At 58.6% G+C, this 24432-nt stretch carries 22 protein-coding genes and 2 pseudogenes; 12 read left to right on the top strand and 12 right to left on the bottom strand.

Annotated features, from left to right (window positions below):
• Positions 1-235: 235 nt before the first annotated feature.
• From FHS21_RS21845 to FHS21_RS21805, 9 genes are all read right to left on the bottom strand, one after another.
• Positions 236-661, bottom strand: a complete 426-nt coding sequence (locus tag FHS21_RS21845) for an organic hydroperoxide resistance protein (RefSeq protein WP_183663926.1) — start codon at positions 659-661, stop codon at positions 236-238.
• 47 nt (positions 662-708) lie between these two features.
• Positions 709-1662, bottom strand: coding sequence for an acyltransferase domain-containing protein (locus FHS21_RS21840; protein WP_183663924.1), 954 nt, complete (start codon positions 1660-1662; stop codon positions 709-711).
• Positions 1641-2537, bottom strand: coding sequence for a triphosphoribosyl-dephospho-CoA synthase MdcB (gene mdcB / locus FHS21_RS21835; protein WP_183663922.1), 897 nt, complete (start codon positions 2535-2537; stop codon positions 1641-1643). The genes FHS21_RS21840 and mdcB overlap by 22 nt, the downstream gene beginning before the upstream one ends.
• Entirely contained in the window at positions 2513-3190 is a 678-nt protein-coding gene (gene mdcG / locus FHS21_RS21830) for a malonate decarboxylase holo-[acyl-carrier-protein] synthase (RefSeq protein ID WP_183664010.1), read from the bottom strand. The genes mdcB and mdcG overlap by 25 nt, the downstream gene beginning before the upstream one ends.
• Positions 3183-3914 carry a biotin-independent malonate decarboxylase subunit gamma gene (mdcE, locus tag FHS21_RS21825; protein WP_183663920.1) on the bottom strand — a complete coding sequence of 244 codons (732 nt, stop codon included), beginning with the start codon at positions 3912-3914 and terminating at the stop codon, positions 3183-3185. Before mdcE ends, mdcG begins: the two co-directional genes overlap by 8 nt.
• A complete protein-coding gene (locus FHS21_RS21820; RefSeq protein WP_183663918.1) occupies positions 3901-4830 on the bottom strand; it encodes a biotin-independent malonate decarboxylase subunit beta in 930 nt (309 codons plus the stop codon). The genes mdcE and FHS21_RS21820 overlap by 14 nt, the downstream gene beginning before the upstream one ends.
• Positions 4823-5140 carry a malonate decarboxylase acyl carrier protein gene (gene mdcC / locus FHS21_RS21815; protein ID WP_183663916.1) on the bottom strand — a complete coding sequence of 106 codons (318 nt, stop codon included), beginning with the start codon at positions 5138-5140 and terminating at the stop codon, positions 4823-4825. The genes FHS21_RS21820 and mdcC overlap by 8 nt, the downstream gene beginning before the upstream one ends.
• 11 nt (positions 5141-5151) lie before the next feature.
• Entirely contained in the window at positions 5152-6822 is a 1671-nt protein-coding gene (gene mdcA, locus FHS21_RS21810; protein ID WP_183663914.1) for a malonate decarboxylase subunit alpha, read from the bottom strand.
• Positions 6823-6888: 66 nt separating this feature from the next.
• Positions 6889-7644, bottom strand: coding sequence for an alpha/beta hydrolase (locus tag FHS21_RS21805; protein WP_376772185.1), 756 nt, complete (start codon positions 7642-7644; stop codon positions 6889-6891).
• A 708-nt stretch (positions 7645-8352) separates the two neighbouring features.
• Between FHS21_RS21805 and FHS21_RS21800 the strand changes: the two genes are divergently transcribed.
• Complete coding sequence (locus FHS21_RS21800; RefSeq protein WP_183663910.1) at positions 8353-9303, top strand: AEC family transporter; 951 nt, start codon at positions 8353-8355, stop codon at positions 9301-9303.
• A gap of 832 nt (positions 9304-10135) precedes the next feature.
• Here the strand turns inward: FHS21_RS21800 and FHS21_RS21795 are convergent.
• Positions 10136-10978, bottom strand: a complete 843-nt coding sequence (locus FHS21_RS21795; protein WP_246411136.1) for a nucleotidyl transferase AbiEii/AbiGii toxin family protein — start codon at positions 10976-10978, stop codon at positions 10136-10138.
• A complete protein-coding gene (locus FHS21_RS21790; RefSeq protein WP_183663908.1) occupies positions 10975-11589 on the bottom strand; it encodes a type IV toxin-antitoxin system AbiEi family antitoxin domain-containing protein in 615 nt (204 codons plus the stop codon). Before FHS21_RS21790 ends, FHS21_RS21795 begins: the two co-directional genes overlap by 4 nt.
• A 566-nt stretch (positions 11590-12155) precedes the next feature.
• Here FHS21_RS21790 and FHS21_RS21785 point away from each other — a divergent pair.
• The 11 genes and pseudogenes from FHS21_RS21785 to FHS21_RS21735 form a co-directional block, all read left to right on the top strand.
• Positions 12156-12384: pseudogene (locus FHS21_RS21785) on the top strand (phosphoketolase family protein); the annotation flags it as partial.
• Positions 12385-12558: 174 nt separating this feature from the next.
• Positions 12559-14436, top strand: a complete 1878-nt coding sequence (locus FHS21_RS21780) for a heavy metal translocating P-type ATPase (RefSeq protein WP_183663906.1) — start codon at positions 12559-12561, stop codon at positions 14434-14436.
• A gap of 292 nt (positions 14437-14728) precedes the next feature.
• Positions 14729-15889 (top strand): transporter substrate-binding domain-containing protein, encoded by a 1161-nt coding sequence (locus tag FHS21_RS21775; protein WP_183663904.1) that lies wholly within the window; start codon positions 14729-14731, stop codon positions 15887-15889.
• Entirely contained in the window at positions 15886-16551 is a 666-nt protein-coding gene (locus FHS21_RS21770) for an ANTAR domain-containing response regulator (protein WP_183663903.1), read from the top strand. Before FHS21_RS21775 ends, FHS21_RS21770 begins: the two co-directional genes overlap by 4 nt.
• A 36-nt stretch (positions 16552-16587) precedes the next feature.
• Positions 16588-17826 (top strand): urea ABC transporter substrate-binding protein, encoded by a 1239-nt coding sequence (locus tag FHS21_RS21765; protein ID WP_183663901.1) that lies wholly within the window; start codon positions 16588-16590, stop codon positions 17824-17826.
• Between the two features lie 87 nt (positions 17827-17913).
• Complete coding sequence (locus tag FHS21_RS21760; RefSeq protein ID WP_183663900.1) at positions 17914-18786, top strand: ABC transporter permease subunit; 873 nt, start codon at positions 17914-17916, stop codon at positions 18784-18786.
• 19 nt (positions 18787-18805) lie between these two features.
• Positions 18806-19870: a branched-chain amino acid ABC transporter permease gene (locus FHS21_RS21755; protein ID WP_376772184.1), complete on the top strand. Its 1065-nt coding sequence runs from the start codon at positions 18806-18808 to the stop codon at positions 19868-19870.
• On the top strand, positions 19870-20589 hold the full coding sequence (locus FHS21_RS21750) for an ABC transporter ATP-binding protein (RefSeq protein ID WP_183663896.1): 720 nt from the start codon (positions 19870-19872) through the stop codon (positions 20587-20589). The genes FHS21_RS21755 and FHS21_RS21750 overlap by 1 nt, the downstream gene beginning before the upstream one ends.
• The gene (locus FHS21_RS21745) at positions 20579-21292 is read left to right on the top strand and encodes an ABC transporter ATP-binding protein (RefSeq protein WP_183663894.1); all 714 of its coding nucleotides are present in this window, start codon (positions 20579-20581) and stop codon (positions 21290-21292) included. Before FHS21_RS21750 ends, FHS21_RS21745 begins: the two co-directional genes overlap by 11 nt.
• A gap of 42 nt (positions 21293-21334) precedes the next feature.
• Positions 21335-22333, top strand: coding sequence for an acetamidase/formamidase family protein (locus tag FHS21_RS21740; protein ID WP_183663892.1), 999 nt, complete (start codon positions 21335-21337; stop codon positions 22331-22333).
• A gap of 62 nt (positions 22334-22395) precedes the next feature.
• On the top strand, positions 22396-24132 hold the full coding sequence (locus FHS21_RS21735; RefSeq protein WP_183663890.1) for a nitrilase-related carbon-nitrogen hydrolase: 1737 nt from the start codon (positions 22396-22398) through the stop codon (positions 24130-24132).
• Positions 24133-24184: 52 nt separating this feature from the next.
• Here the strand turns inward: FHS21_RS21735 and FHS21_RS30800 are convergent.
• A pseudogene (locus tag FHS21_RS30800) lies at positions 24185-24384 on the bottom strand (site-specific integrase); the annotation flags it as partial.
• Between the last annotated feature and the right edge of the window lie 48 nt (positions 24385-24432).

Raw genomic sequence — 24432 nt, 5'->3', positions numbered from 1 at the left:
ACAATGCCATCGCGAAGCGCGCGTTTCAAGTCCGGCAATGGCGGCGCGCAGAACCGCTGCCACCCAGAGTTCAGCGGCCAATGAGCATAACATACCATCCGCCGTCAATTCAGCAGTCAGTCTTGTGAGGTTTGAGAATTCGACCGGTCATCGGCGTCACGATTGCCCCAGATAGGCAAGTGCGACCTCGCTTGCGACATGCCGACGGCCGCCGACGCTATTTCTGGCCCGATCGTCAGACGGCAACCACTGTCTTTGCGACATCGACGTTTCCTCGAATGGCGTTTGAGTAGGGGCAAATGGCGTCGGCATTTCTCACCAGTTCCTCGGCTGTGGCCTGATCGACGCCGGAGACGGTGACGGCGAGAGAGGCGTGCAGCACGAAGGCATCGGCTTTGTTGCGGCTGACGCCGATTTCACTCACGACCGTCACGTCTCCATCGGCGAAGCGGTGCCCCGACTGCCGAGCAACGCGTAACAGCGCATTCTCGAAACAGGCAGCATAGCCGCCAGCAAAGAGCTGTTCGGGATTGGTGGCCCCGCCTATTCCCCCCAGTTCCTTGGGGATGGCAAGCGTGAGATCGAGAATGCCGTCTTCGCTGCGGATAGTGCCCTTGCGGCCGCCCGTTGCGGTGACTTTGGTCGAGTAGAGATTGGTCATTCCTTGTTTCCTTCATGAAGGGTTCTGGCCAACATCCGTTGGGGTGTTCAAGGCGCCGCTTCCACCCAGCTGCGCAGGCCGGCAACGGAGCGGAAATCGGCGGCGCTGCGCGCCGGTGTGCCCGGCTCGAATTCAGCCATCATCCGCGATAGCGCGTTGCCCGGCCCGAGTTCGAGCACGCGGGCGGGACGGGAGGCCCGACACGCATCCATGCAGGCCGCCCAGTCGATGGTCGTCGAGATCTGCGCGGCGAGCTTGGCGAGACCTTCGGTAACGCTGCGAACAGGCATCCCGTCAACGCCGCTGAGCAGCCGCATATCGCTCGGCAAGCGACTGTCGTCTGCGACGGCCTCCCTCAGCAGCCTGCCGAACCGGCCGCTTACGACCTTGAGACCCGGCGTGTGTGATGCGACCTCGATCGACAGCATCGTGGTCCGGGTCGCTCCGCGCGCGGCGGCTTGCGTGAGCGCCATCCGGAGCACCGCCATGCGTCCGCCGACAATGAGATGCAGCGGACCGTTGACGATGGCAATGTCGAGCCCATAGGCGCTACAAAGTCCGTCGACTACAGTGCGCGGCAAACCAACAATGGCGGCGAGCCCGGAAGGCTCTCGGGTGGCCTTGTCCATGAGGGCGGCGCGGCGCGCCACGAGGTCGAAAGCACTCGACGCGTCCATAACACCGGCGATCGCCCAGGCTGGCACTTCACCTGCGCTGTAGCCGGCGACGGTAAGCGGGCGCAGAGCTGACGAGCCAACCACCGCCCATACAGCGAGCGCCGCAGTGCAGCACAGCACCTGCGCAACATCGTTGCGATGAATGATGTCGCCGCCGCGCAGGGCGAGGTCGCGCGGATCGTGGCCGCCGAGAGCCCCCGCGGCAAGCGCGAAGACAGGCGCCGCCGCCGGCTCAGATGCGACGAGATCGAACATGGCCGCACTCTGATTGCCTTGTCCCGAGCACAATATCGCGATGCCGCTCATGGCGCATTCTCGACGCAATCGAGGAAGACCGTTACCGCCAGCAAATCGGCCGATCCGCCCGGGCTGAGGCTCCGGGCCACAAATGCACGATGCACGGCCATCGCATGGGCCAGCCAGTCCGCCCGGCCGACGCCTCCGCTGAGAAGGAAATCGTGTGCCACGCTGCGTGCCTCCCGCAGCCCTTCTATACCGCCGCGATGGAGCAGGTTGGTGTCCTCCACCGCCGCCAGCAATTCGAAGAATGCGTGCACCCGTGCCGCCCCTTCGTCGCCAGTCAGCACCCGTCCGGCCCGCAGCGCCGGAAGGCCGATGGTCCGCGCATGTGGATAGCTGCGGGCAGCCTCCATGCGCGCCCCGCCGGCCCCAAAGCGCCGCAGTGCACTGCTGCCATGGCTGTTCAGCGGGATCGGGCCGCGCATGATTTCTCGACCCCAGCGCTCTCCGACTATCCGCGCCAGCCCCACAGCCGAGAGAGGCAACCGCTCGGCGCATGCTGCACCGGCTGCCGCGCAGAGCAGGCCCAGCGCAAAGATCGCGCCGCGATGGGTGTTCACCCCGCCGGTGGCGGCGAGCATGGCGTTTTCTGCAAGCCGACCTATCCCGCGCAACTCGGTCATGTCGGCGCCTGCCGCCCCGACTTCGGCAAGCTCGGCAAAGAAGGGGCGAATGACGTTTATGCTGCAAAGGAATGTGTCATAGTCCATATCGTCATGGCTACCGTTGTCGAGCGGACTGACGAGGCCGGGCTTTGGCCAGGTGTCGAGTTCGGCGAGCAGCGCATCCGCCGCCAAGCCGCCGAACCGATCGACGTCGACTGGTGCGACCAGTCTCCGTCCTTGCGCTGGCGCGCGCTTCGGTAAGCGGGCGGTCACATGAAGAGATGTCGTGCGCATTTGAGCTCCGCTGCGTGCATTGATTTGACGAGGACTGTGCCGTCAGGGCGGGTGAGTGCGCTGCTCAGTTCGCGCCAGTTCGCGCCTTCGCCTGTGCTGAGGACGATCTCGCCGTCGAGCCGGGCCGGGCCGGTGGCGTCGAGCGTGGCGAGGCCGTCGAGCAGCTCGTCCAGCGCCTCCCGACGAGACACCGGCCAGATGAGGTCGATGTCCGAGCCGGGCCGCAGATAGGTAAGCCCTGTCAGATGCTGCCAGAGCAGCGCGCCGAAGACGGCCGGCCACAACCCCAACCGCCTCCCAAGAGCGGCAGCGGCTTCCAGCTGGACGCGCAGGTTCGCAGGGGCCGACCGAGCTGCCTCTGCCACGGAGAGCGCCGCAACACTTGCCGCCACGTGCCCTTGAGGGATGAAAAAGCCCAGCCTCAGCTTGCCGAGCTCGGGCGGCAGGGGGAGGCCGACGGCGAGCGCGCTCTCATCGTCGCCAGCGGCTCCCCGCCGCACGATCACCGGCAAGCCGCGCTCGGCCCAGTCTTCGACCAGCCGCTGGGGCTCCTCGGCCAGACAATCGAGGCTACCGCTGGCGAGGAGCATCTTCCTCCATGCCTCGGGCTCTACGCGCAGCAGATCATGGCGGCGATAGGCATGGCTAGACATCATCGCCACCGGACGCTTGGTGTGCTACGCGCCGCGCGATCTGCGCCGCGATCGGGCGTCCGCCGCGCTCGGCGCCTAGCGCGTCCCGGGTATCGCGCGCGGGGACAACGGCCAGCGTCGCCTCAAACTGATCGGCGAGCGGCTTGGCGGGATCCCAAACTTGCGCTACAGCGCCGACGGCTTTCATGAAGACAAGGCCCGGCGCAAAAACCGGGCTGGTTTGCGACAGCTCTTTCAGCTTGTCCTCCGGCAGCTTGGTCACGCGCGCCATCGAGGGCAGATCCATGACAGATGGTTCAGCATCTGGCAGCGCGACCAGGATGTCGGTGGCAAGTGCAGTGGCTAGGAAAGCGCCAGCGACGGCCTTGCCATAGTTCAGCCCGACGGTGGGATGGCCGCTGCGGCTCGCCAGTAGCAGACATTTCGCCAGATGGGCGAGATACTCGTTGAGGCCGAGCATCTCGTCGCGGCGGGACATAAGTTGGCCCTGTGTGTCGACGATGACGAGGATCGGTGCCTTGCTGCCGGTCGCCACGATGTCGAGCACGCGTCCGGCCAGCGGTAGCACACCCTCGATCCCCAGTGCCTCGCCGTCTGCTATGCCGACCACCTCGACCGTGCCACCATCGACGCGCTTTCCCGTACCAAGGATCAGATGATTGGGCCGGGGTTTAATGCCGTGGCCCGTGGGGAAGAGACTTGAGAGGATTTCATCGAGCGTCATGGTCAGCTCCTGTCAGACCTGTGACGATCGCCGCGAAGGCAGCGTCATCCATGTCCCGAACCGCTCGCGGTTCGGCAATGCCGAGCTGTGCCCACATCTCGAGAGCGGAGTTGCACGCACCAAGCCGCTCGGCCCGACCGGCGAGCCGTGTATGCTCGGCGCGCAGCATCGCGAGGTCGACGGACGGCGCATGGCTAATCAACGCGAGCACGGCGTCGCGGAATCCCGCAACCGTGTCCTCGGCATAGGCGTCGGCGCCTCCGATCAGGCGGCGGGTGCGACCGCCGGTGACGCTCCACACCAGCGCCTTGTCCCGCGAGTCGAATTCCTCGACGCCTTTGTTGGTCTCGATTACCTCCGGGCCTGACACGCCAGTGCGCCCCTGCTCGGAAATGACGATTCGCGAGCAGGTTGCGGCGGTGAGGCCCGCACCACCGAAGGCGCCTGCTCTTCCGCCGATGAGGGCGATGACGGTCACGCCGGAGCTGCGCGCCTCGACGATGGCGCGCATCACCTCGGCCACTGCGAGCTCGCCGGCATTGGCTTCCTGTAATCGCACCCCGCCGCTGTCGAGCAGCAAGAGGACGATGCGTGGCAGCCTCGCATCGTCACGCGCGGCTCGCAGCAGGCCGACGAGCTTGGCGCCGCTCACCTCGGCGAAGGTGCCGCCCATGAATTGGCCTTCCTGCGCGGCGACAAGCACGTTACGTGTTTCTAGCCGCCCGCGTCCGACGATCATGCCGTCGTCGAATGCCGCGGGCAGGTCGAACAGCGCAAGATGCGGGCTCTGCACTCGCTCGGTTGGTGTCAGGAACTCCGTGAAGCTGCCCGGATCGAGCAGCCTCGCGAGACGCTCGCGGGCGGTCGACAGGAACCAGCTCGTAGCATCGGCGGCGGAATGCTTCGTGTTACTCATGGCCGGCCCCCATGGTCCGCACGCCTTGCAGCAGCCGCAACATCACCGTGTCGGGACGTGCGCCGCCGTCGTTGATGGAGATACGCAGTCCCCCTGGCGATGTGCGCTCGACGAAATCGGCGACAACGGCCTCCCAGACTTCGGAATAGCCGCGCACCGGAGTGGTGATTTCGACGGTGCATTCAGTATCGGCAAGCGTGCGTTCCACCAGCACTTCGAGATTGCCCGAGGCGATGACGCCGACAAGGGCGGTGCTGGCGGCGCCAGCGGCTGGACCGCGGGTTGTATGGTGGAACTTGAGGGTGTCCATGTGCCGTCTCCCTACCAGTTGCGGAACTTGGCCGGTGGGTCGTAGAGGTTGCCCGACCAGTGCATCAAGTCCTTGATCGAGCGCGCGGCAAGCAGGCTCTTGTTGGCATCAAGCGGATCGATGCCAAGATCTTCCGGCCGCTGGATTATCTTGCGGGCGTGCAGATCCTCCACCGTTGTGCGGTCGCGAGCCCGCCCGACGTCGGTATAGCCCGCCACGCCCCGGATCGCCTGTTCGCGCTCGTAAGCGCTGCGGCACAGCAGCAGATTGGCGATGCCTTCCTCGGTGACAATGTGAGAGACGTCGTCGCCATAGATCATCACCGGCGGCAAAGCGAGGTCGAGCGACTTCGCCAGTTCGATACTGTCGAGGCTTTCGACGAAGGTGGGGACGAGCTTATCGCTGAAGGTCTCGACGATCTGCACGACGAGCTTGCGCCCGCGCGGCAAGCCAGTCCTCTCACCAGCAGCCTCGCGGCCGGCCTTCAACCAGGGCTCGCTGGCATGGCGCCGTCCGTGCGGGTCCGAGCCCATGTTGGGCGCACCACCAAAGCCGGCGATGCGGTCGCGGGTGAACGTCGAAGAGTTACCCTGAAGGTCAATCTGCAGTGTCGAGCCGATGAACAGATCGGTCGCATAGAGCCCGGCCGACTGACAGTACATGCGGTTCGAGGCCATGGAGCCGTCGCGGCCGGTGAAGAATATGTCCGGCCGGGCCTGCATGTAGTCGTCCATGCCGACTTCCGAGCCGAAACTGTGCACCTGTTCAATCCAGCCCGCCTCGATCGCGGGGATCAGGGTTGGGTGTGGGTTGAGCGCAAAATGCGTTGCGATCCTGCCCTTCAGACCCAACCGCTCGGCATAGGTCGGCAGGATCAGCTCGATGGCAGCGGTGTTGAAGCCGATGCCGTGATTCAGACGCTTGACGCCGTAGGGCGCGTAGATACCCTTGATCGCCAGCATGGCGCCGAGGATCTGCGTATCGGTGATCTGTGCCGGATCGCGAGTGAACAGCGGCTCCACATAGAAGGTCTCGGGTGTCACCACCACGAAGTCGACCCGGTCGCCGGGCACGTCGACGCGCGGCACGTTGTCGACCAGTTCGTTCACCTGCGCGATGACGATTCCCTGCTTGAAGGCGGTCGCCTCAACGACAACGGGCGAGTCCTCGGTGTTCGGACCCATGTAGAGGTTGCCATCGCGGTCCGCGCAGCGCGCCACGGTGAGCGCGACATGGGGGGTCAGATCGACGAAATAGCGTGAGAACAGTTCGAGATAGGTATGGACGGCGCCGAGCTCGATCTTGCCGGACTTCAGCGTCCTTGCGATCGCGGTGCCCTGCGGTCCGGAATAGGAGAAATCGAGCCGCTTCGCGATGCCGGCCTCGAACAAATCGAGATGCTCGGCCAGCACCACGCCGGACTGTACGATGTGCAGGTCCTTCACCACCGAGGGGTCGACTTCTGCGAGCCGAGCGGCGAGGAAGTCCGCCTGCTTCTGGTTGTCGCCCTCGAGACACACGCGGTCGCCTGGACGTATAACCGCCTCCAGCAGCTTCGTCGTATCCTGAGGCGCGACCTGCTTGCCGCTGGCATAAGCGCTGCCGGCGGCGATGCGCTGCTCGCGTGACTGACGCGATGCGTCCCAGATTCTGGTCGACGAGATGTTCGAAAGGACAGTCATGACCGGACCTCGTTCCTGAAAGAAGCCGTGGCATGGCCAACGCTGTGCGACGGCTTTGGACTGCGTTCAGTTGGTCTTCTCGCCGACTTTCCGCGCGGCCTCCTCGATCACATCGGCAACACGCTCCGGATGAGATTCGTAGACCGAATGGCTGGCGCCTTCGACGACGATGAAGGGCGCCTTGGCGCGCTCATAATAGAAGCGCTCCAGGTCGGGATTGATGATCTGGTCGTTGCCGGCGACGATGCCCCAAGTCGGTTTGGTCTTCCACGCGGCGGCGGTCAGCGGCGTGCTGAACACCTCGGCCTTGGCCAGCACCTGCGAGCGGGCGGCGAACTCTGCCTGTTCGCGCGGGAGATCAGGGGCGAACAGTTTCGGGAACAGTTCCGGGTTCAGATAGGTATAGCCGTCCGGCGTGGTTTTGATCGCACCTTCTGTCTTGGCCAGCGCGCTCGGCATCTTCTTGCCCAGTTCGCCCTCGTCCTCACCGACGTCCGGTGCGTGAGCGGCGACATAGACGAGGCCGGCCGCCTTCGGATGCACGCCCGCCTCGGTAACGATCGAGCCGCCGTATGAATGACCGACCAGGATGGCCCGACCGTCCTGCATGTCGAGGACGCGCTTTGCGGCGGCGACGTCATCCTGGAACGACGTTTCGGGTTCTTGGACCATCGATACGCGGAAACCCCTCTTCATCAGAATGTCATAGATCGGTTTCCAGCCGGACCCATCAACCCAGGCACCATGCACCAGGACGATGTTCTTGATGGGCTCGGCCACCGCCCCAGCGGGAGCGATCAGGGCAAGAGAAGACGCAAGCATGGCGGCGGAACAGATATGGCGCAATAACATGGCAGCACCTCGACGGTTGGGTTGACGTTCAGGAAGCCGTGAACGACCAGATGCTGGCATGCGAAGGAACGGAGCGCGCGTTAAGATGGGTAAAAAATCGCAAGCTGAAAATAATAAGGCTGGCTCAGCGCTCCAAAGCAGAAACTGCGCCCTTGTCCTGTCCGTTTTTTACGGAATCGTCGAGACTGGCTGACGCGTCAGTCACCGTCTTGGCCCCGGACACCGCGAAATCCAGACTTGGCCGAGCACTCTGCCGTCGTCGGCCCCCTACAAAACTTTCCAACAATTTACGCGCGGTTAGCGCGAGCCTGTGCAAGCCTGTGCTCCTAATGACGAACCGATGTCGTCGTGACGTTGAGGACCCACCCGAATGCGGTCGCCGAACTGCGCTTTGCTTAACATCGACAGTGCCAGTCGTGGATCCGGGCCAAACGGCGGAATCCACGACCGGCCCTGTAGCGCGCAGGCTGCCCCAGGCGGCGCGCGATCGCAGATAGCGGATGCGCTCACCGCCATCCGTTTCCAAGCCGAAGCAATCCGGTTGGGAAATGCGGCTGCAAGCTCGGCCAAGGCCGCGTTGGATCTGTCGGCCCGACACATCATCAAAAGCGCAAAGCGCGTGTGGCGCATCCTGGGCGATACCCACGGGGCGACTTGCATCTGCAGGAAGCTGCCGACATGACGGCCAACCCGATCCTTCTGGCACTCGCCCCGATCTTTTTCGTGATTCTTGCTGGCTACGGCGCCGGAAGGCTCCGCATAGTCGAAAACCATCATGTGGACGGCCTCAACGCCCTCGTGATGATTTTCGCTTTGCCTGCCTCCCTGTTCGTGGCAACCGCATCCGCGCCGCGAAAAGAGATGCTCGATCAGGCGCCTCTCTTCCTGATCCTCGCCCTCGTGATGTTGCTCGTTCAACTTGCGTGGTATTTTTTCGTCCGTGCTTCTTCGGACGTTTCGAAGGCAGACGCGGCCCTTCAGGCCCTGACTATATCTTTCCCGAATTTGGCCGGCGTTGGCCTCCCCATAGCTGCTGCCGTGGTCGGGCCAGACGGCGTTGTCCCTGTCGCTGTCGCACTTGCTGCAGGTTCGATCATCATCAGCCCGCTGTCGTTGGTTCTCGTCGAACTGGATACCGGGAACCCAAAGGAAGAATTAGCGACGGGCTCCCCGGGAAAGGTTTGGACGGCATTCCTCCGCTCAGTGACGAAACCGGTCGTTCTGGCTCCTACGGTCGGCATCCTATATTCCCTTGCCGGATGGGAGCTGCTTTCACTTGCCAAGGCGAGCCTTATGCTCGTCGGGGTCGCCGCCCCCGGCGTGGCGCTGTTCCTGACAGGTCTCATTCTCTCGTCGCAACCTTTTCGCTTGAACTGGAGCGTAGTTGCTGCGACAGGGCTTGCCGATATCGGCCGACCTATCTTGACTGCCGTGGTCGTGTTTACCTTGCCGATCTCGACCGAGACGGCGAAGATTGCCATCCTGCTCTCCGCTATACCGTCGGGCTTTTTCGGCATTCTCTTTGCTGTGAACTATCGCCTGAACTCTGCGTCAACCGGCTCGATGGTCATAGCGAGCACTCTTTTCAGCATTGTCACGCTGGCAACAGTCATAGCGTTGCTTTTCTGAGAACATATCGTCCTGTGGGAGGGCATCGCTGTCTGCAGAAAACGCCGATTGACAGCGAATGCCATGTGCGGACGCAAATGCATTTATCTGGCAACTTCAATCCCGAAGAGCGAAAAGGGGTATCCTCTCGTCGCGGTGTTTCGAGTAAGTCTTGAGGCTCGCCGTGGTGGCTCGCTGCCTCCGAGACCGGCCGCCGAACTGCTTGCAAAACTCCGGATTTCGCTGCCGGATCACTCAGCTATGATTATAGCCAAGACTGCGCAATTGTGATGATACTGGTGCAGGTCGTCGACGAATTGTATGCAGATGAGGAGATGACCGGTACATTCGGTGACATTTTCGATCGATCGCTATCTTTCGTTGTCTATCGGGGGCGATGTTTCGAAAAACTTGCCCGTTTGCCACCGTCTACCGCCGCTTCTACTACCCCTTCATTCCCACTCTACTATTTAAAAGTATATAACCAATTGAAATTGCATGCAAATTTATTCCGGTGGCGAGAAAACTCCGACGCCGAGCCTGTCAAAATGCTACGCTTTTGATTTCAAAGGGAAAATCGGCACAAAAATTTTTCTGTGATTTCAGCAACTATCGAGGTCAGTCGGACAATTTTTACTCCTCGCAGCCTCCGACAACGCACCCGAACCTGCCTCTAAAGTACCGTCATTGAGTCATATCACGCTCGGAAAACCGGTGCCATCCCATCAAGCATCGGCGCGACGGCATCGATAGCTGCGCCTAATTCTATCTGCAACCTTGAAATGCTATCCGTCGATCCAGGGACCGCCTGGCGCCCAGTGCGCATTGAAAGGCGCAGCCTCAGTCGTTGCGATCATCGGCGGCATAACGAGTTCGGCGATACGCGCCTGGATTTCCGGAAGCGGTTCGGTGCAAGGGCGATCTCGGTCCGCCTCAGAAACGCCGCCCATTGGACTTGCTTTGCGTCGGCAAAGTCCGCCGTCAGCGCCAACGGCGTCTCGATGGGAAGCGGTGTTTCACGACGCTCGAAGGTCGTCTGAATCGCTCGCGCCAGAACCTCCCCTTCAAAGGCGAAGGCGCCCGCGATGGCCCACAGATCGAAGAAGTCCTTCATTCGCGAATTGAGCATGTCGAGCGCCACCATGGTTTGGAACTTCTCCGCCACAACAGTTTCGGGTGGATAGGCTCTAAGGTGCGGCGCGGGCTGTCCCAGAAGTGCAGGATATTCGATGTCGACCGGCTCCGGCGTGATCACATCGCCGTATCCAACGTCAACATGCATGGGAAGGCGCGCGCCAGCGAGTTCGGCCACGAAGTCCAACCGCACGCCAGCGTATTCGTCTTGCTCGCGTGCCGGGGCGGCACTCAGCGTCTCCGGCCGGAAGATTACCCCGTCATCTTCAACTTGTGTGGCAAGGATTTCAACAAATATGGCGGCGATTGCAGCAGGAGCGTTCTCTCCAAAACCGAGGAGATCAAGGTCGCCGGTAGCACGGTAGGGCACAGGCGCCCACAGGCTGAACAGCATCGCGCCCTTTAGGACGAAGCGATCCCGGTACGGCGAAACACTCAAACGATAGAGCACACGCTCGATGGCATAACGCGTCATCAACAACTGGGCGTTCTCACGACGTTCGCGAGCACGCTGCGTCAGCCGATCGCGTACAGAAACGCCAATATTCTTCGGCGCCTTCATGAAACCATGGCCTCGATGTAGGGGCGCATTACTGTCTGGACGCGATCGATCTCAGCGTAGCGCCAAAGCTCGTTTAGCCCTGCCCGCCCCTTTCGCGATTTGATGAGGTCCCGCAGTGCCTCGATCGCAACATCGAGGCCGATCTTGTTGCGGTGCTTGAAACAGTCAGCGACGGTCTTCGCTGGCGACGTGATCGGGACATGCACGCCGTCGACCTGATGAGTCTCTATACCGGCCCTCAGCGCCTCACCGCTGGCGCGGACGATCTTCAGCGAGACCGATGGATTGGTCGGCGCCCAGTCCTTTGGCCCGAGCAGCATCCACACGGCATGCGGCGTCTGGGTCGTGAGGTTGTGGAATTGCAGCGCCGACAGCAGGCCGATGACCCCTTTTGGCTGTATACGTGCGGCTTCAGCCAGGCTGGTGGCGCTGGCGACCTTAGCATTCGCCAGTTTATAGAGGCCACGGCCGACCTGCTGGAGAACTCCCTCGTCGCGCAGCCTTTGAAGATAAACACGCGGCACCCCGGCAGCGTCGAAATCGCGACCGCGCGCGATTCCTTGTCGACGTGCAACCTCCAGGGCGCGATCTCGGTGGGTTTGGATAGCCATAGTGCTTGTTATAAACCCTAGGTCTTAATTTGCAATATATATGGTTTTATAACATTTGCTTTCTTTGGAAAAATCGGACTTGGCCATGACCGTTAACTTTGAAGGGTGTCAGAAGAAGCCGTATAAGCCGCCGAAGTCTAGCCGCCGTTACAACGAGGAGACCAGCTGATCTGCGCACCCTGCAGCTGCTGGCCGCCTTTCTAACTTTCATGTCGTCGCGCTTTTGCGGTCTTTTTGGGTCGAGCCGATGTCCCGTCTCGATGGCTCGACGGGCAGTTAGTGACCTCAGCTATTCATGAGTGCAGCTTATGACTACATGCAGTCTTCGCAAACTAATCAAATGTTCTGACATTCGATAGAAGATTGGAAGGCATGCCCTTGAGTGCATGCAATCAAAGCGTCCGGCTAGCGCGGCGCGGGCAACTCGAACCGTGCGCGTCGAGCATCCTCTGCTTTCGGCTGGTCCGCAGCACCACTTGATGAAGGTCGGGACGGCCGACTGGTGCTCTCTTCGTCAGATGCACATGAAGGACAGCTAAAGGAGTTACATTGGCCAATAAGCACGAGTTCATGTGCGCGGCTACAACGAGGAAGGCACGACCACGACACCATTCGACATGACCGTGCTAAACGGACTTGACCGCTACCATCTCGTGCATAACGTTCTTGACTGGGTGCCGGAACTGAAGATCATCCGCATCGGACGGAAGCAGGTGATGGACAGCAAGGCTTGAGCACCGTGCATACATTCGCGCGCACGGCAAAGACATGCCGGAGATCCGCGATTGGCAATGAGTGGAGGACCGTCCTTCGACAAGTGGTTGAAGCGCCAAGTTCGAACGTCGCCCTTTAACAAGCGCAATATCTAGGCAACGTTGACGAGGACGGTGCCAACTTCGTGAGACGAGAGGGCGACGACTGTGCGAACTTGTTGAGACTAGCGCGCTGTTATACCGGCACGAAGACCTTATGAATCAGTTGCAGCACAACCAACTGAACGTAGGCTTGCTGACGATTGCCCTGATCGGGCTGATGTCCGGTCTCGGCCTGACGCTGGCGGACATGTCTGACCTCGCAAGGTTCGCGTGGACTGCAGGTGTCATCCCGGTTCTGGTCGCTCTTCAGGTTGAGATCGTCCGGAGCCTCGCGAAAGGCGAAGTTGGTCTCGACATCGTCGCTGCCCTTTCAATGTCGACTGCTCTGTTCTTCGGCGAAACCCTCGCCGCGGCGGTGGTCGCGCTGATGTATTCCGGTGGTACCTTCCTCGAGAGTTTTGCCGAAGGTCGCGCCCGACGCGAGATGAGCGACCTTCTGTCCAGGGTGCCCCGGACAGCCACCCGCCATCGCAACGGCGCGCTAGATGAAGTTCCGCTGGACGACATCGCAATGGGCGACTTGCTGCTGATCCGGCAGGGCGACGTGGCGCCCGTGGATGGAACACTCGATAGCGACCGCGCCATGTTGGACCAAGCGGCATTGACGGGCGAGTCCATGCCCGCCCGGTTGGCCCGCGGGCAGGATGTCATGAGCGGCTCGACCAATGCGGGCGAGGCCTTCGATCTTCGGGTCACGCGGCGGGCTGCGGACAGCACCTATGCCGGGATCGTCCGGCTGGTCGAGGCGGCGCAGAAGTCCAAGGCGCCAATGGCCCGGCTGGCCGACCGCTATTCGTTACTGTTCCTAGCGGTCACGGTCGCACTAGCAACGGCCGCATGGTGGTTCACAGGCGATCCGATCCGCGCAGTAGCGGTTCTGGTCGTGGCGACACCCTGTCCGCTGATCCTCGCCGTTCCGGTGGCCCTTGTGGCCGGCTTGTCGCGCGCTGCGCATTTCGGAGTGCTGATCAAGGGGGCGAAGCCTCTGGAGGCCTTGGCGCGCATCAAGACTCTGATCCTCGACAAGACCGGCACTCTGACCGAAGGGCGCCCTCAGATAATTTCGATCGACACCCGCGAGGGCATGTCCGGAAAAGACGCCCTGTTTTTCGCCGCTGCTCTGGAGCAGGCCTCCAAACACCCGATGGCCCAGGCGATCGTTGCGGGGGCGCGTGCGCAAGGCATCGCTCTGCCCATTCCCGACGACGTGGTGGAGACGCCCGGAGAGGGTATTGCAGGGACGATAGAGGGCCGTAGCGTTGTCGTGGGCGGCGCCGATTTCGTGACGGCGCAGATCGGCGTGGCTAAGTTCAAGAAGCAAGTTCTAGACTTCGGGTCGGTCCTCGTTGTTCTGGCGATCGACGGGAAGCTCATGGGTCACCTCGTCATGGCCGATGCACTCCGGTCGGGCACTTCCGAACTTCTCGCGGGACTACGGCGGCTGGGAATCGGCCGAATCCTTCTGGCAACGGGCGATCGCCGCGCCGTCGCCGAGGCCGTGACTGATGGGCTAATGCTTGACGACGTCCGGGCCGATCTGAGCCCCGAACAAAAGCTCCTGCTGGTCGTGACCGAGCACAAGAACGGTCCGGTTATGATGGTGGGCGACGGGGTGAACGATGCGCCTGCCCTCGCCGCCGCTGACGTCGGAGTCGCCATGGGCGCGCGTGGGGCTGCCGCCTCGGCCGAGGCGGCGGATGTCGTGCTGCTGGTCGATCATCTGGATCGCTTGTTGCCCGGGATCGAAATTGCGCAACGGGCGCGCCGGATCGCGCTTGAAAGCGTAGTGGCCGGGATTAGTTTGTCGATACTGGGCATGATCGCCGCGGCATTCGGATACCTGACACCCGTGCAGGGCGCGCTCTTGCAGGAACTGATTGACGTGGCTGTCATCCTGAACGCACTGCGAGCTTTGCGCATCGAACCACACGAGCCCCCCTCGCCAGATCCCCTTGGACGTGACACACGTTAGCGACGACAGTGGAGGAGCCGTATCATGAGTCGCCTTTTGGCTCGGCTCCCCGGCCGCGGAGCTAAGTCCTTTTTGCACGGCAAGCGGTCCGTCCACAGGATGGTCCGCTTCGGGCGACTAACCCTCGATACGGCACCTGTATTTCTTGATTGACAGAGGAAAACAACGCTGCTAGCCTAAAAAATAAGCGCTGAGCAACGATGCTCATATACGCGCCAATACCATACTCATAGCTGGCAACTTGGCCCCCGCAGCATAAATTTGCTGAGGGGTTTTCTGTTTTGGGCTTAACATGAACCGGATTAACGTACCAATTGGTCTTCTGTTCTCGAGTACCGGCTCCTATGGAACTGTAGCACGGACCTTGTTGAACGGCGCAAATCTGGCGTGTGAGCAGATCAATCATCGCGCCGATATCGCCGTCCATCTAGAGCCCTATGCCATCAACCCAGAAGGTAATCTGGCCGCTTATGCACCGGCGATGCAAACAATGTTGGATCAAGGTATTAAGCACATTGTTGGTTGCTATACATCTTCGAGCCGCAAGGAGGTTATTCCGCTAGTTGAAAAGTGGGATGGCCTACTATGGTACCCAACTCACTATGAGGGTTTCGAAAGTTCAACAGGCGTCATCTATACTGGTGCTTCGCCGAACCATCATATGTCGCCCCTAATTGACTACCTTTTTACGAATTTTGGTCCGAGAGCTTTCTCTGTCGGATCAAATTATATATGGGGCTGGGAAAGCAGCCGTGTGCTCCGCGAAGGACTCCAAACACGTGGTGGGGCAATTTTGGCCGAACGGTATGTTCCTGTCGGTGATACCGATATGGATAATGTCATCGACGCGATTTTTCGAGCCGAACCCGACTTCGTATTCAACGCTCTGATTGGCGAATCCTCCTATGCATTTTTTAGGAAGTTTCGTTTGGCCTGTGCCGAAAGAGGGATTGATCAAGTTGCGCGTTTTCCGGTGGCAAGCTGTAATCTTTCAGAGCCGGAACTGGTTGAAATCGGTCCTGATGCCGCAGATGGCCACATCAGTTCCAGCGTGTATTTTTCCTCTCTCCCAGGCAAACGCAACAATCAATTCGTGGCTGCCTACAACGATGCATTTCCTGATGGACCCGTCGTTTCCGCCGAGGCAGAAGCGGCCTATATTGCGGTCTCCCTTCTCGCAAATGCCATCGCTGCTGCCGGAAGCGCAGAAGTAAATTCGGTCAAGCGTTCGGTCGTTCTTCAGAGTTTTGACGCCCCTCAGGGACGTGTAATGATCGATCCGGAAACGCTCCATGCCCACCTCACGCCACGTATTGGTCGGTCACGCTCCGACTATACGTTTGAGGTTCTGGTGGAGGCCCGGAAATCAGTTCGTCCGGATCCGTACATGGTCTGTTCTTCGGCTGCACTGGAGCCACTGCAACGCCAGCCTTTGATGAGGATTGTGTCATGAAAGCACATCGTCTGGTCCAGAATTTCAGTGGGCACAGAGCGCTGATCTGTGCCCTGCCCGGGCGCTCAACGGAGGCGCTTGCGCCTACATTGAAAAAGCTTGGTCTTCAATCAGAGCTCATCGGCCACAGTCCGGCTGAACCAATGGTCTTGCCGTTTGAAAATATCAATGCCGACCGCGATATCCTGTTTATCGATGGCGATATGACGCTTGCGACCGATTGGCGTTGCTTGCGCAGGGCGGGGAAGAGTGCTCTTCCACCCGCTCCGGTGATAGGGCTTGTTGGTATTGAGGCACCCAGCAGGCTCAAAGCCCTATTGTTGCTTGGGGCAACTGCTTTCCTGGCGAAACCGGTCTATGGGAGCGCAGTCTATTCGGCACTTTTTCTTGGCGTAAACGAGTATAACCGCAAGGAAATATTGGTCGACACGGTAGATGTTCTATACGAGAAGCGTAGAAGGCGGGCTGTTATAATCAAGGCAGTTATTTCTCTCATGAATATCCGTAATATTGACGAAGATGTCGCTTATGAACTTCTGCGCAAAGAGAGCATGCGTGCGCGTTTGAGTACAGAAGACTATTGTGAATACATGCTCGGTTTAAAACAAGAACAAGACAAGAATGAAAACGCACACGGGGAACGGCAAGCTCTGAAGGGCTGAAAACCAAAGCTATCCAAATATAAACGGAGTTAAAAAATGGCGAGACACGTAATCAGCACCCTCGCGGTGCTCGGCATCCTATTGCCTTTTTCAGGGCTAGCGGTTGCACAGGAAAAGACATCTATCAAACTTGGTGTGCTGGAAGACCAGTCCGGAGATTTCGCGGTCGCGACGATCGGCAAGGTTCACGGTATTCAACTGGCAACTGAGGAGATCAACGCCGCGGGCGGTATCGACGGTCGGCCGCTGGAATTGGTTATCTACGACACTCAGTCGGATAATACGCGTTACCAGGAGTTCATGCGACGTGTCCTGCAACGAGACAAGGTCGATGCTGTATTTGCCGGGTTTTCGTCAGCCTCCCGCGAGGCTTATCGCCCGATCGTCAATCAGTTTGACGGTTTCGCATTCTACAATAACCAATATGAAGGCGGCGTGTGCGATGCAAACATGGTCGTAACGGGTGCGGTGCCTGAACAGCAGTTTTCCACGCTCATCCCCTACATGATCGAAAAGTACGGAAAGAAGGTCTATACGATCGCCGCCGACTATAATTTCGGGCAGATATCGGCTGAATGGGTTCGGAATATCGTTAAGGAGCATGGCGGCGAAATGGTTGGCGAGGAATTCATCCCGCTTGGCGTTTCACAATTCTCGCAAACTATCCAGAATATTCAGACCGCCAAGCCTGACGTTCTAGTAACGTTGCTCGTGGGGACAGCCCAGGCATCCTATTATGAACAGGCTGGCGCGGCGAGCTTGAAGGTTCCCATGGCCTCTTCTGTCAATGTTGGTCAGGGCTATGAACACAAGCGGTTCAAAGCTCCCAGCCTTGCCAATATGTATGCGACCGTCAACTATATCGAGGAAGTCGATACGCCTGCCAGCAAGGCCTTCGTCGAGAAGTGGCATAAAAAATTCCCCAACGAACCCTATATCAATCAGGAAGCAGAGAACTCCTATTCTGCAGTCTATCTCTATAAGCAGATGGTTGAACGGGCGAAATCCACCAAGCGGGATGATATCCGCAAGGTTATCGCACAGGGCGATGTGTGTTTTGATGCACCAGAGGGAAAGGTGTGCATAGATCCCAAGAGCCAGCACATGTCACATACGATCTATCTGGCGCATGTGGGTGAAGATCATACGATCGACTTTCCGAAGGTCTGGCAGGACGTGAAGCCCTATTGGCTCGGAGATTCAGGCTGCGATCTGATGAAGAGCGACCCGAGCGCGCAATATACGCCTTCGAATCCCCCTGTTGCTACCAAGTAACAACGTCGAACGGCCGTGGCGGACTGCTTTTCTGCCGCGTCCGTTCAATGTTCCTGGTGACCCGTTTTCTCCAGTTTGGGGCTTATAATGGACGTGCTCTATTCCACTTTCAGTTTTCTCTACCAGAGTGGCGATGCATTCGCTTTCCTCGTTTTGTCCGCATGCGGTCTTGCTGTCATTTTTGGCATGATGGGCGTTATCAATCTGGCGCACGGAGAGTTTATCCTGTGTGGAGCTTATGTCTCGACAAGTGCAACGCATATGGGATTGCCGCTTCCACTTGCCATCGCGCTTGGTGCGGGTGTGGCCGGTTTGATCGGTATGCTGCTCGAACGTCTTATCGTTCGCCACCTCTATTTGAGACCGCTCGATACGATTGTCGCGACGTGGGGAATATCGATGATCGCAACCCAAGGCACATTGATTGTGCTTGGCTCGACGATGCAGGGGACCGGAACGCCCTTTGGCAGTTTCATGGTTGGCAACTATTCCTATTCTGTCTACCGGATCGTGCTCATGGGAATGGCCTTGGCAACGCTTGCAGCGTTGTGGCTGGTATTCACCCGCACCCGCTTTGGCGTTCTCGCTCGCGCCACCATTCAAGTGCCTCATATCGCGCAGGCGCTCGGCGTCAATACAGGTCTGATCTATAGCTTGACCTTTGGGCTAGGCGCAGCGCTTGCGGGTTTGGCTGGTGGCCTTTACGCACCCACGATGACGCTTGTCCCAACTATGGGCAGCGCCTTTATCGTCGAAGCGTTTGTGACCGTCGTTATCGGCGGCGCCGATATTTTCCTCGGCACTGCTCCCGCCGCCGCAATCCTTGGTGTGGTCAAGGCAGCCCTTACCTCGTGGCAAGGCCAACTTGCCGGGCAGATAGGAATGCTCCTTGCTGTCATTATCGTTATTCGCATCCTGCCGCGTGGCATCTCCGGCTGGATCCTGAAAGAAAGGGCCTGATGTGGCACTGCTTTCCCGTATCACTTCTATCCTCACTCTGCTCGAAGGACCGCAAACGCTCGGCCGAGGCCGACGCTTTTGGGCAGGATTCGCCCTCGTCGTTGCAGCAGCGTCGGCCTATCCACTTTTTGCCGATGGCTATGACGTTGGAAATAATGTGTATTTCTTCAACTGGATATTCATGGCGCTCGGTCTTTGCCTGATCTGGGGCTACGGCGGTTCTCTGAGCTTCGGACAGACAGCTTTTTTTGGCATTGCCGGCTATGCCTACGGCGTACTGACCATCAACCTGGGCGATGCCTATGGCCTGACGCTGTTGGCGCTCGTTGCAGCCGTATTGATCAGCGCCGTCTGTGCAGCAATCCTTGGCTACTTCCTGTTTTTCGGCCGGATCAGCGGCGTGTTTCTCGGCATTGTCACGCTGTCGGTGACGCTGGTCATGGAACGCTTTATCTCTCAAACTGCCGGTCCTGAATGGCATATCGGCACGGCGCGTCTTAACGGCTTTAATGGAATGGGTGCGATGCCTTCACTGACTATTCCATGGCCCGGCGGTCCCATAGTGCTATTCCCGGATGTGGCGCTCTATTACGCAACGCTGGTCTTGCTCATCCTCGTTTATCTTGGTTTGCGCGTGCTGGTAAATTCTCGCTTTGGCAATGTCATCGTTGCCATCCGCGAGAATCCGCAACGGGCCGAGATGCTGGGCTATGACGTCCGTAAATATCAGCTTGGAACCTTCATAATCGGTTCCTCCCTCGCAGGGTTGTCCGGTGTGCTTTATACCTCTTGGGGCAATTACATTACACCGGCATCCATGGGAATGACGGCCGCATCGTTGCCGATCGTTTGGGTAGCTGTGGGTGGGCGGAGCGATTTGACCACCACGCTGTTTGGCACTCTTCTGGTTCTCATCGGTTTCCAGGCGCTGACGATTTATGGCAGTCAGTATGCGCTTGTCGTCATGGGCGCGCTTCTGGTCCTCACGGTCTTGGTTGCACCTAGAGGAATTGTCGCAAGTGCGGTGTCGCTGGCGTCCAAACGCTGGACGAGGAAAAAAGCGCAATCGGGAGAGGTGTCGTGATGCCTATTCTCGAAACACGTGCACTTAATAAATGGTTTGGCGGTCTTCATGTGACTGGCGGAGTCGACTTCGCGCTTGAAACGGGGGAAATGCATTGTCTTATTGGTCCTAATGGTGCTGGAAAAAGCACTTTTTTCCGGCTGATCCTTGGCGAGCATCTGCCAACAAGCGGTCAGATTCTATACAACAGTCACGATATAACCCTGACCAAATCCTATGAACGGATCCGTCACGGCATCAGCGTCAAGTTTCAGGTGCCCGGTATATTCAAGGCGCTGAACGTCGCACAAAATATTCAGATAGCGCTTCAGCACCATGTAGCGCCCGCCGAACTCGACCATGAGATCGATCTTCTCCTGAACTTTCTCAATTTGAAGCCGGTCGCGAGACAATTGGCCGGCAATCTCAGCCATGGACAAAAGCAATGGCTGGAAATCGGTATGGCCGTTGGCTTGAAGCCGAAACTTCTCCTGCTGGACGAGCCAACCGCGGGAATGACGCCCGATGAGACGTTTGCGACAGGAGAAATGTTGCAGGCGCTTAATCGTGAAGGCGTCACGGTTTTGGCTGTCGAACATGACATGGCTTTTGTTCGTCAGATTGCCCATCGCGTTACGGTTCTGCACTTGGGTAAGATTTTTGCTCAAGGCACGATCGATGAAATCGTTGCCAACGAACAGGTCGCGGCTATCTACCTGGGAGAAGCTCATGCGCAGTGAAGTCATTCTTGAAACGATAGGACTCTGGTCGGGCTACGGCGGGAAACCGGTATTGCAGGGCGTGGATTTGACCATCCGCGAAGGCGAGATCGTTGCAATTATCGGACGAAATGGGGTCGGAAAGTCGACCCTGATCAAAAGCCTGATTGGCCTTCTTCCTTCAGACAAGGGATCCGTTTTGTTCAGGACCAAGCCAATCGACGCGTTGGCGGCCTATCTCCGCGCACGGCTCGGCATAGGATATGTACCCCAGGGACGCGACGTGTTTCCACGCATGAGCGTTCTTGAAAACATTGCGGTTGGCGAGTCGATAGGCGGGTCCGTGTCAAACGATATGTTGAGTACCATCTTTCGCTTTTTTCCGATCCTTCTGGAGCGGAAAAATCAGCTCGCCGGTACCTTGTCCGGCGGACAGCAACAGCAGCTGGCCATTGGCCGTGTCTTGATGGGAGCCCCATCGCTTGTTTTGCTCGATGAACCCTCCGAAGGTATCCAGCCTAGTATTGTTCAGGACATTGCCCGGATCATGGTCGAACTGAACAGGAGGACCGGAGTTACCATTGTCTTTGTCGAACAGAATATCGACATGATCCGGGCAATGGCACAGCGTTGCTACGTCATGGATAAGGGCCGCGTCGTCGCAGAACTCACGAAAGACATGCTGCAGGATCGGGAAACGGTCCGCCGCTATCTCTCAGTTTGATGGTTCACGAAAACATCCCAATTACATTGCAAAGGAGAAAAAATGTCCTGGTTTGAACAATCCATCATGGCCCGCAAAGGTGTGGCCGGGGGAAAGGCGCTGAGCACGCATTCCATAACCGAAGATACACAGGGCAGCTATCCTTACGTATATGGCGCTTTTGAAAAACCGGTTTTGACTGTCGATCCGGGAGCTGTGATTTCAGCTGAAACGCACGATGCCTTCGAAGGAAAAATCCAACACGAGACCGATAAGCCAAGCGAAATTCTCAATTTCCCCTATCTTAACCCGCAGAATGGCCCCATCTATGTCAACGGCGCCGAGAAAGGCGATTGCCTGGCGGTTTATATAGAAAGCATTGTTCCGCGCGGGCCACAGCCGCGCGGCACGACGGTCATTATGCCGGAATTCGGTGGGCTTGTACCAACGGCCGATACGGCACTCTTGACCGCTCCGCTACCAGAACGTGTCCGCAAACTTCACGTCGACATCGATACCGGCGTGAAATGGAGTGATCGGATCACTCTGCCCTATGAGCCGTTTATAGGGACCATCGGCACTGCGCCGGAAATCGAGGCGATTTCTTCCCTCGTTCCGGATTATTATGGCGGCAACATGGACCTGCCCGATATTGGACCGGGGGCGGTTATTTATCTGCCTGTGAACACAAAGGGCGCTTATCTCTTCCTTGGTGATTGTCATGCCGCGCAAGGGGACGGTGAACTTTGTGGCGTTGCCATCGAACATCCAACTGTTACGACGGTTAAGGTCGATCTCATCAAGAACTGGACAATTAAGTCTCCTCGGCTCGAAAATGAGAAGTTCTTTATGACAATAGGGTCGGCCCGACCGATGGAGGATGCTGTTCGAGGTGCTTATCGCGAACTTATTCGTTGGCTGTCGGCGGATTTTGGCTTCGATGAGATCGATGCCTACATGTTGCTTACCCAGTGCGGCCGTGTTCGGCTCGGCAATATGGTCGATCCGAAATATACGTTGGGTGCATCAATCCTGAAATCGATTTCCGGCGATTCGCGCTGATCCGATAGAGGCGGCCGCGCTCCTGCGGCCGCCTTCCCGCCCACTGTTCGTTGAGGTCTCCAATGCTTCCCCCATTTAAAGCTGCCGCCATACAGTTCGAGCCGACTTTGTTTGAAAAGGATGCCAATATTGATGCGCTGCTGCAACTTGTGGAAAGCGCGGCCATAGCGGGTGCGAAATTGATAACCACACCCGAAATGGCAACAACCGGTTACTGCTGGTACGATCGCGATGAGATAACGCCGTATGTCGAGCCCGTTCCCGGAGTGACCACGGAACGTTTTGCAGCGCTTGCACGCCGTTATGATTGTTACATTGTCGTCGGCATGCCTGAGATCGAGACGGCTACAAGGCTTTACTATAATTCTGCGGTTCTGGTAGGACCGGACGGAATAATCGGGACACATCGCAAGACGCATTCATACATCTCCGAGCCGAAATGGGCGGCTGCAGGGGATCTTGGGCACCGTGTCTTCGAAACGGCTGTCGGGCGGATTGCTATGCTCATTTGCATGGATATCCATTTTGTCGAGACCGCCCGTCTCGCCGGTCTCGGTGGCGCCGATGTCATATGCCATATCTCGAATTGGCTAGCGGAACGAACCCCGGCCCCCTACTGGATCAATCGGGCCTTCGAAAACAGTTGCTACCTGATGGAGAGCAATCGTTGGGGACTGGAACGCGGCGTGCAGTTTTCAGGCGGCTCCTGTGTCATCGCTCCGGACGCTTCAATTCTCGCGGTTGTCGACAATGGCAATGGTATTGCTGAAGCGGTCATTGATCCCGCTTTGGCCAGGGAGCGAAAAGTCTGGGGTGAGCCAATCATGGAGCAGCGCCGGCCGGAACTCTATACGGAACTGATGACCAACACGTTCTTGTGGAACCCCAACGATTTCTTCGGCCTTTATGGTTATCGAACACGACCGGCTGGAGATGCGGTCAAGGTCGCGGTTGCAGAATTTGTGCCAGAAGACAATATCGCGGCAAATCTGCGGGCTATCCGTTTGTTGACGGATCAGGCGAAGCAGGAGGGAGCCCGACTCGTTGTTTTTCCTGAACGGGCTTTGACCGGATTGGCACGATCCGCGATGAATGCGTGTGCAATTGATGGAATTGAAATAGCCGAATTGAAGGCACTTTCGGCAACCGCCGGGATTGCGATAATCGTAGGCTTCGCTGAGCGTAATGGTGAGTGCTGTTACAATTCAGCGGCTTTCCTCGATAGTGGTGCTTTGATCGGCTGTTATCGTCAAGTCCATCGGACAATGGCCGAGCGAGAGTGGGCAAGCGTTGGATCCGAATGGAAGGTTTTCGATCTGCCTTTCGGGCGTGTGGGCCTACTTATCGGTCACGATGCTTCGTTTCCGGAATCGGGACGAATTCTTGCACTGAGAGGATGTGACATTATCGCTTGCCCTTCAGCCATCACCCAGCGGTTCCATTCGGGGCATGATGGCACCTCCGTGCGTCAGGCAGACCCGATACCGACATGCGCCGATCCCTTGCACTGGCATCAGTATCGCGTTCGCGCTGGCGAGAACAATGTCTATTTTCTGTTTGCAAACATATGTCAAACAAACGGCAAAGCAGGCTTCAGCGGCGTCTTCGGACCCGATACATTTGCGTTTCCACGCAATGAGGCGATCATCTCGGATAATGCCAGAATAGCCGTTGCGGAAATTGACACCCGAAACGCCGATCCAGTTTACCCAACGAATGTGGTCCGGCGGAAGGATCTCATCGTGATGCGCCAAACACACCATTACGGAGGAATAGTTGCTTTGGAGTCTCACCCGTGAAACCGGATAGCGGCAATAGCAACCGCCGCAACTTTCTTGCCGTAACTGAGGTGGTGGCGAAGCTGTGGCGCAGGGTGTGCGGCCCGGCCCGCTTGGCGATATCGGCGGCCTGGGCCGCCTCGACGACGATGCGGTTACGCCTTGCTGCCGCCCGACCTTCCACAGCAACAAGAGCAGGTCTTGCGACAGCATGGCGTTGCGATACCGGCCGCCTTTGCCGCGCTCGACACTGAGCAGCATGCGCTCACTACCTGAGCGTCTCAGAAAGCTTAGCCGAAAGCCGCCCCTCCTACACCGCGA

It is taken from the genome of Phyllobacterium trifolii (assembly GCF_014192095.1).
Taxonomy (GTDB): domain Bacteria; phylum Pseudomonadota; class Alphaproteobacteria; order Rhizobiales; family Rhizobiaceae; genus Phyllobacterium; species Phyllobacterium trifolii.
This window is presented reverse-complemented; position numbering and strand designations above follow the sequence as displayed.

Excerpts from the sequence above, each read along its gene's own strand:
- FHS21_RS21845 (WP_183663926.1), bottom strand. The coding sequence starts at position 661 with ATGACCAATCTCTACTCGACCAAAGTCACCGCAACGGGCGGCCGCAAG.
- mdcB (WP_183663922.1), bottom strand. The coding sequence starts at position 2,537 with ATGCGCACGACATCTCTTCATGTGACCGCCCGCTTACCGAAGCGCGCG.
- mdcG (WP_183664010.1), bottom strand. The coding sequence starts at position 3,190 with ATGTCTAGCCATGCCTATCGCCGCCATGATCTGCTGCGCGTAGAGCCC.
- mdcE (WP_183663920.1), bottom strand. The coding sequence starts at position 3,914 with ATGACGCTCGATGAAATCCTCTCAAGTCTCTTCCCCACGGGCCACGGC.
- FHS21_RS21820 (WP_183663918.1), bottom strand. The coding sequence starts at position 4,830 with ATGAGTAACACGAAGCATTCCGCCGCCGATGCTACGAGCTGGTTCCTG.
- mdcC (WP_183663916.1), bottom strand. The coding sequence starts at position 5,140 with ATGGACACCCTCAAGTTCCACCATACAACCCGCGGTCCAGCCGCTGGC.
- mdcA (WP_183663914.1), bottom strand. The coding sequence starts at position 6,822 with ATGACTGTCCTTTCGAACATCTCGTCGACCAGAATCTGGGACGCATCG.
- FHS21_RS21805 (WP_376772185.1), bottom strand. The coding sequence starts at position 7,644 with ATGCTTGCGTCTTCTCTTGCCCTGATCGCTCCCGCTGGGGCGGTGGCC.
- FHS21_RS21800 (WP_183663910.1), top strand. The coding sequence starts at position 8,353 with ATGACGGCCAACCCGATCCTTCTGGCACTCGCCCCGATCTTTTTCGTG.
- FHS21_RS21795 (WP_246411136.1), bottom strand. The coding sequence starts at position 10,978 with ATGAAGGCGCCGAAGAATATTGGCGTTTCTGTACGCGATCGGCTGACG.
- FHS21_RS21790 (WP_183663908.1), bottom strand. The coding sequence starts at position 11,589 with ATGGCTATCCAAACCCACCGAGATCGCGCCCTGGAGGTTGCACGTCGA.
- FHS21_RS21780 (WP_183663906.1), top strand. The coding sequence starts at position 12,559 with ATGAATCAGTTGCAGCACAACCAACTGAACGTAGGCTTGCTGACGATT.
- FHS21_RS21775 (WP_183663904.1), top strand. The coding sequence starts at position 14,729 with ATGAACCGGATTAACGTACCAATTGGTCTTCTGTTCTCGAGTACCGGC.
- FHS21_RS21770 (WP_183663903.1), top strand. The coding sequence starts at position 15,886 with ATGAAAGCACATCGTCTGGTCCAGAATTTCAGTGGGCACAGAGCGCTG.
- FHS21_RS21765 (WP_183663901.1), top strand. The coding sequence starts at position 16,588 with ATGGCGAGACACGTAATCAGCACCCTCGCGGTGCTCGGCATCCTATTG.
- FHS21_RS21760 (WP_183663900.1), top strand. The coding sequence starts at position 17,914 with ATGGACGTGCTCTATTCCACTTTCAGTTTTCTCTACCAGAGTGGCGAT.
- FHS21_RS21750 (WP_183663896.1), top strand. The coding sequence starts at position 19,870 with ATGCCTATTCTCGAAACACGTGCACTTAATAAATGGTTTGGCGGTCTT.
- FHS21_RS21745 (WP_183663894.1), top strand. The coding sequence starts at position 20,579 with ATGCGCAGTGAAGTCATTCTTGAAACGATAGGACTCTGGTCGGGCTAC.
- FHS21_RS21740 (WP_183663892.1), top strand. The coding sequence starts at position 21,335 with ATGTCCTGGTTTGAACAATCCATCATGGCCCGCAAAGGTGTGGCCGGG.
- FHS21_RS21735 (WP_183663890.1), top strand. The coding sequence starts at position 22,396 with ATGCTTCCCCCATTTAAAGCTGCCGCCATACAGTTCGAGCCGACTTTG.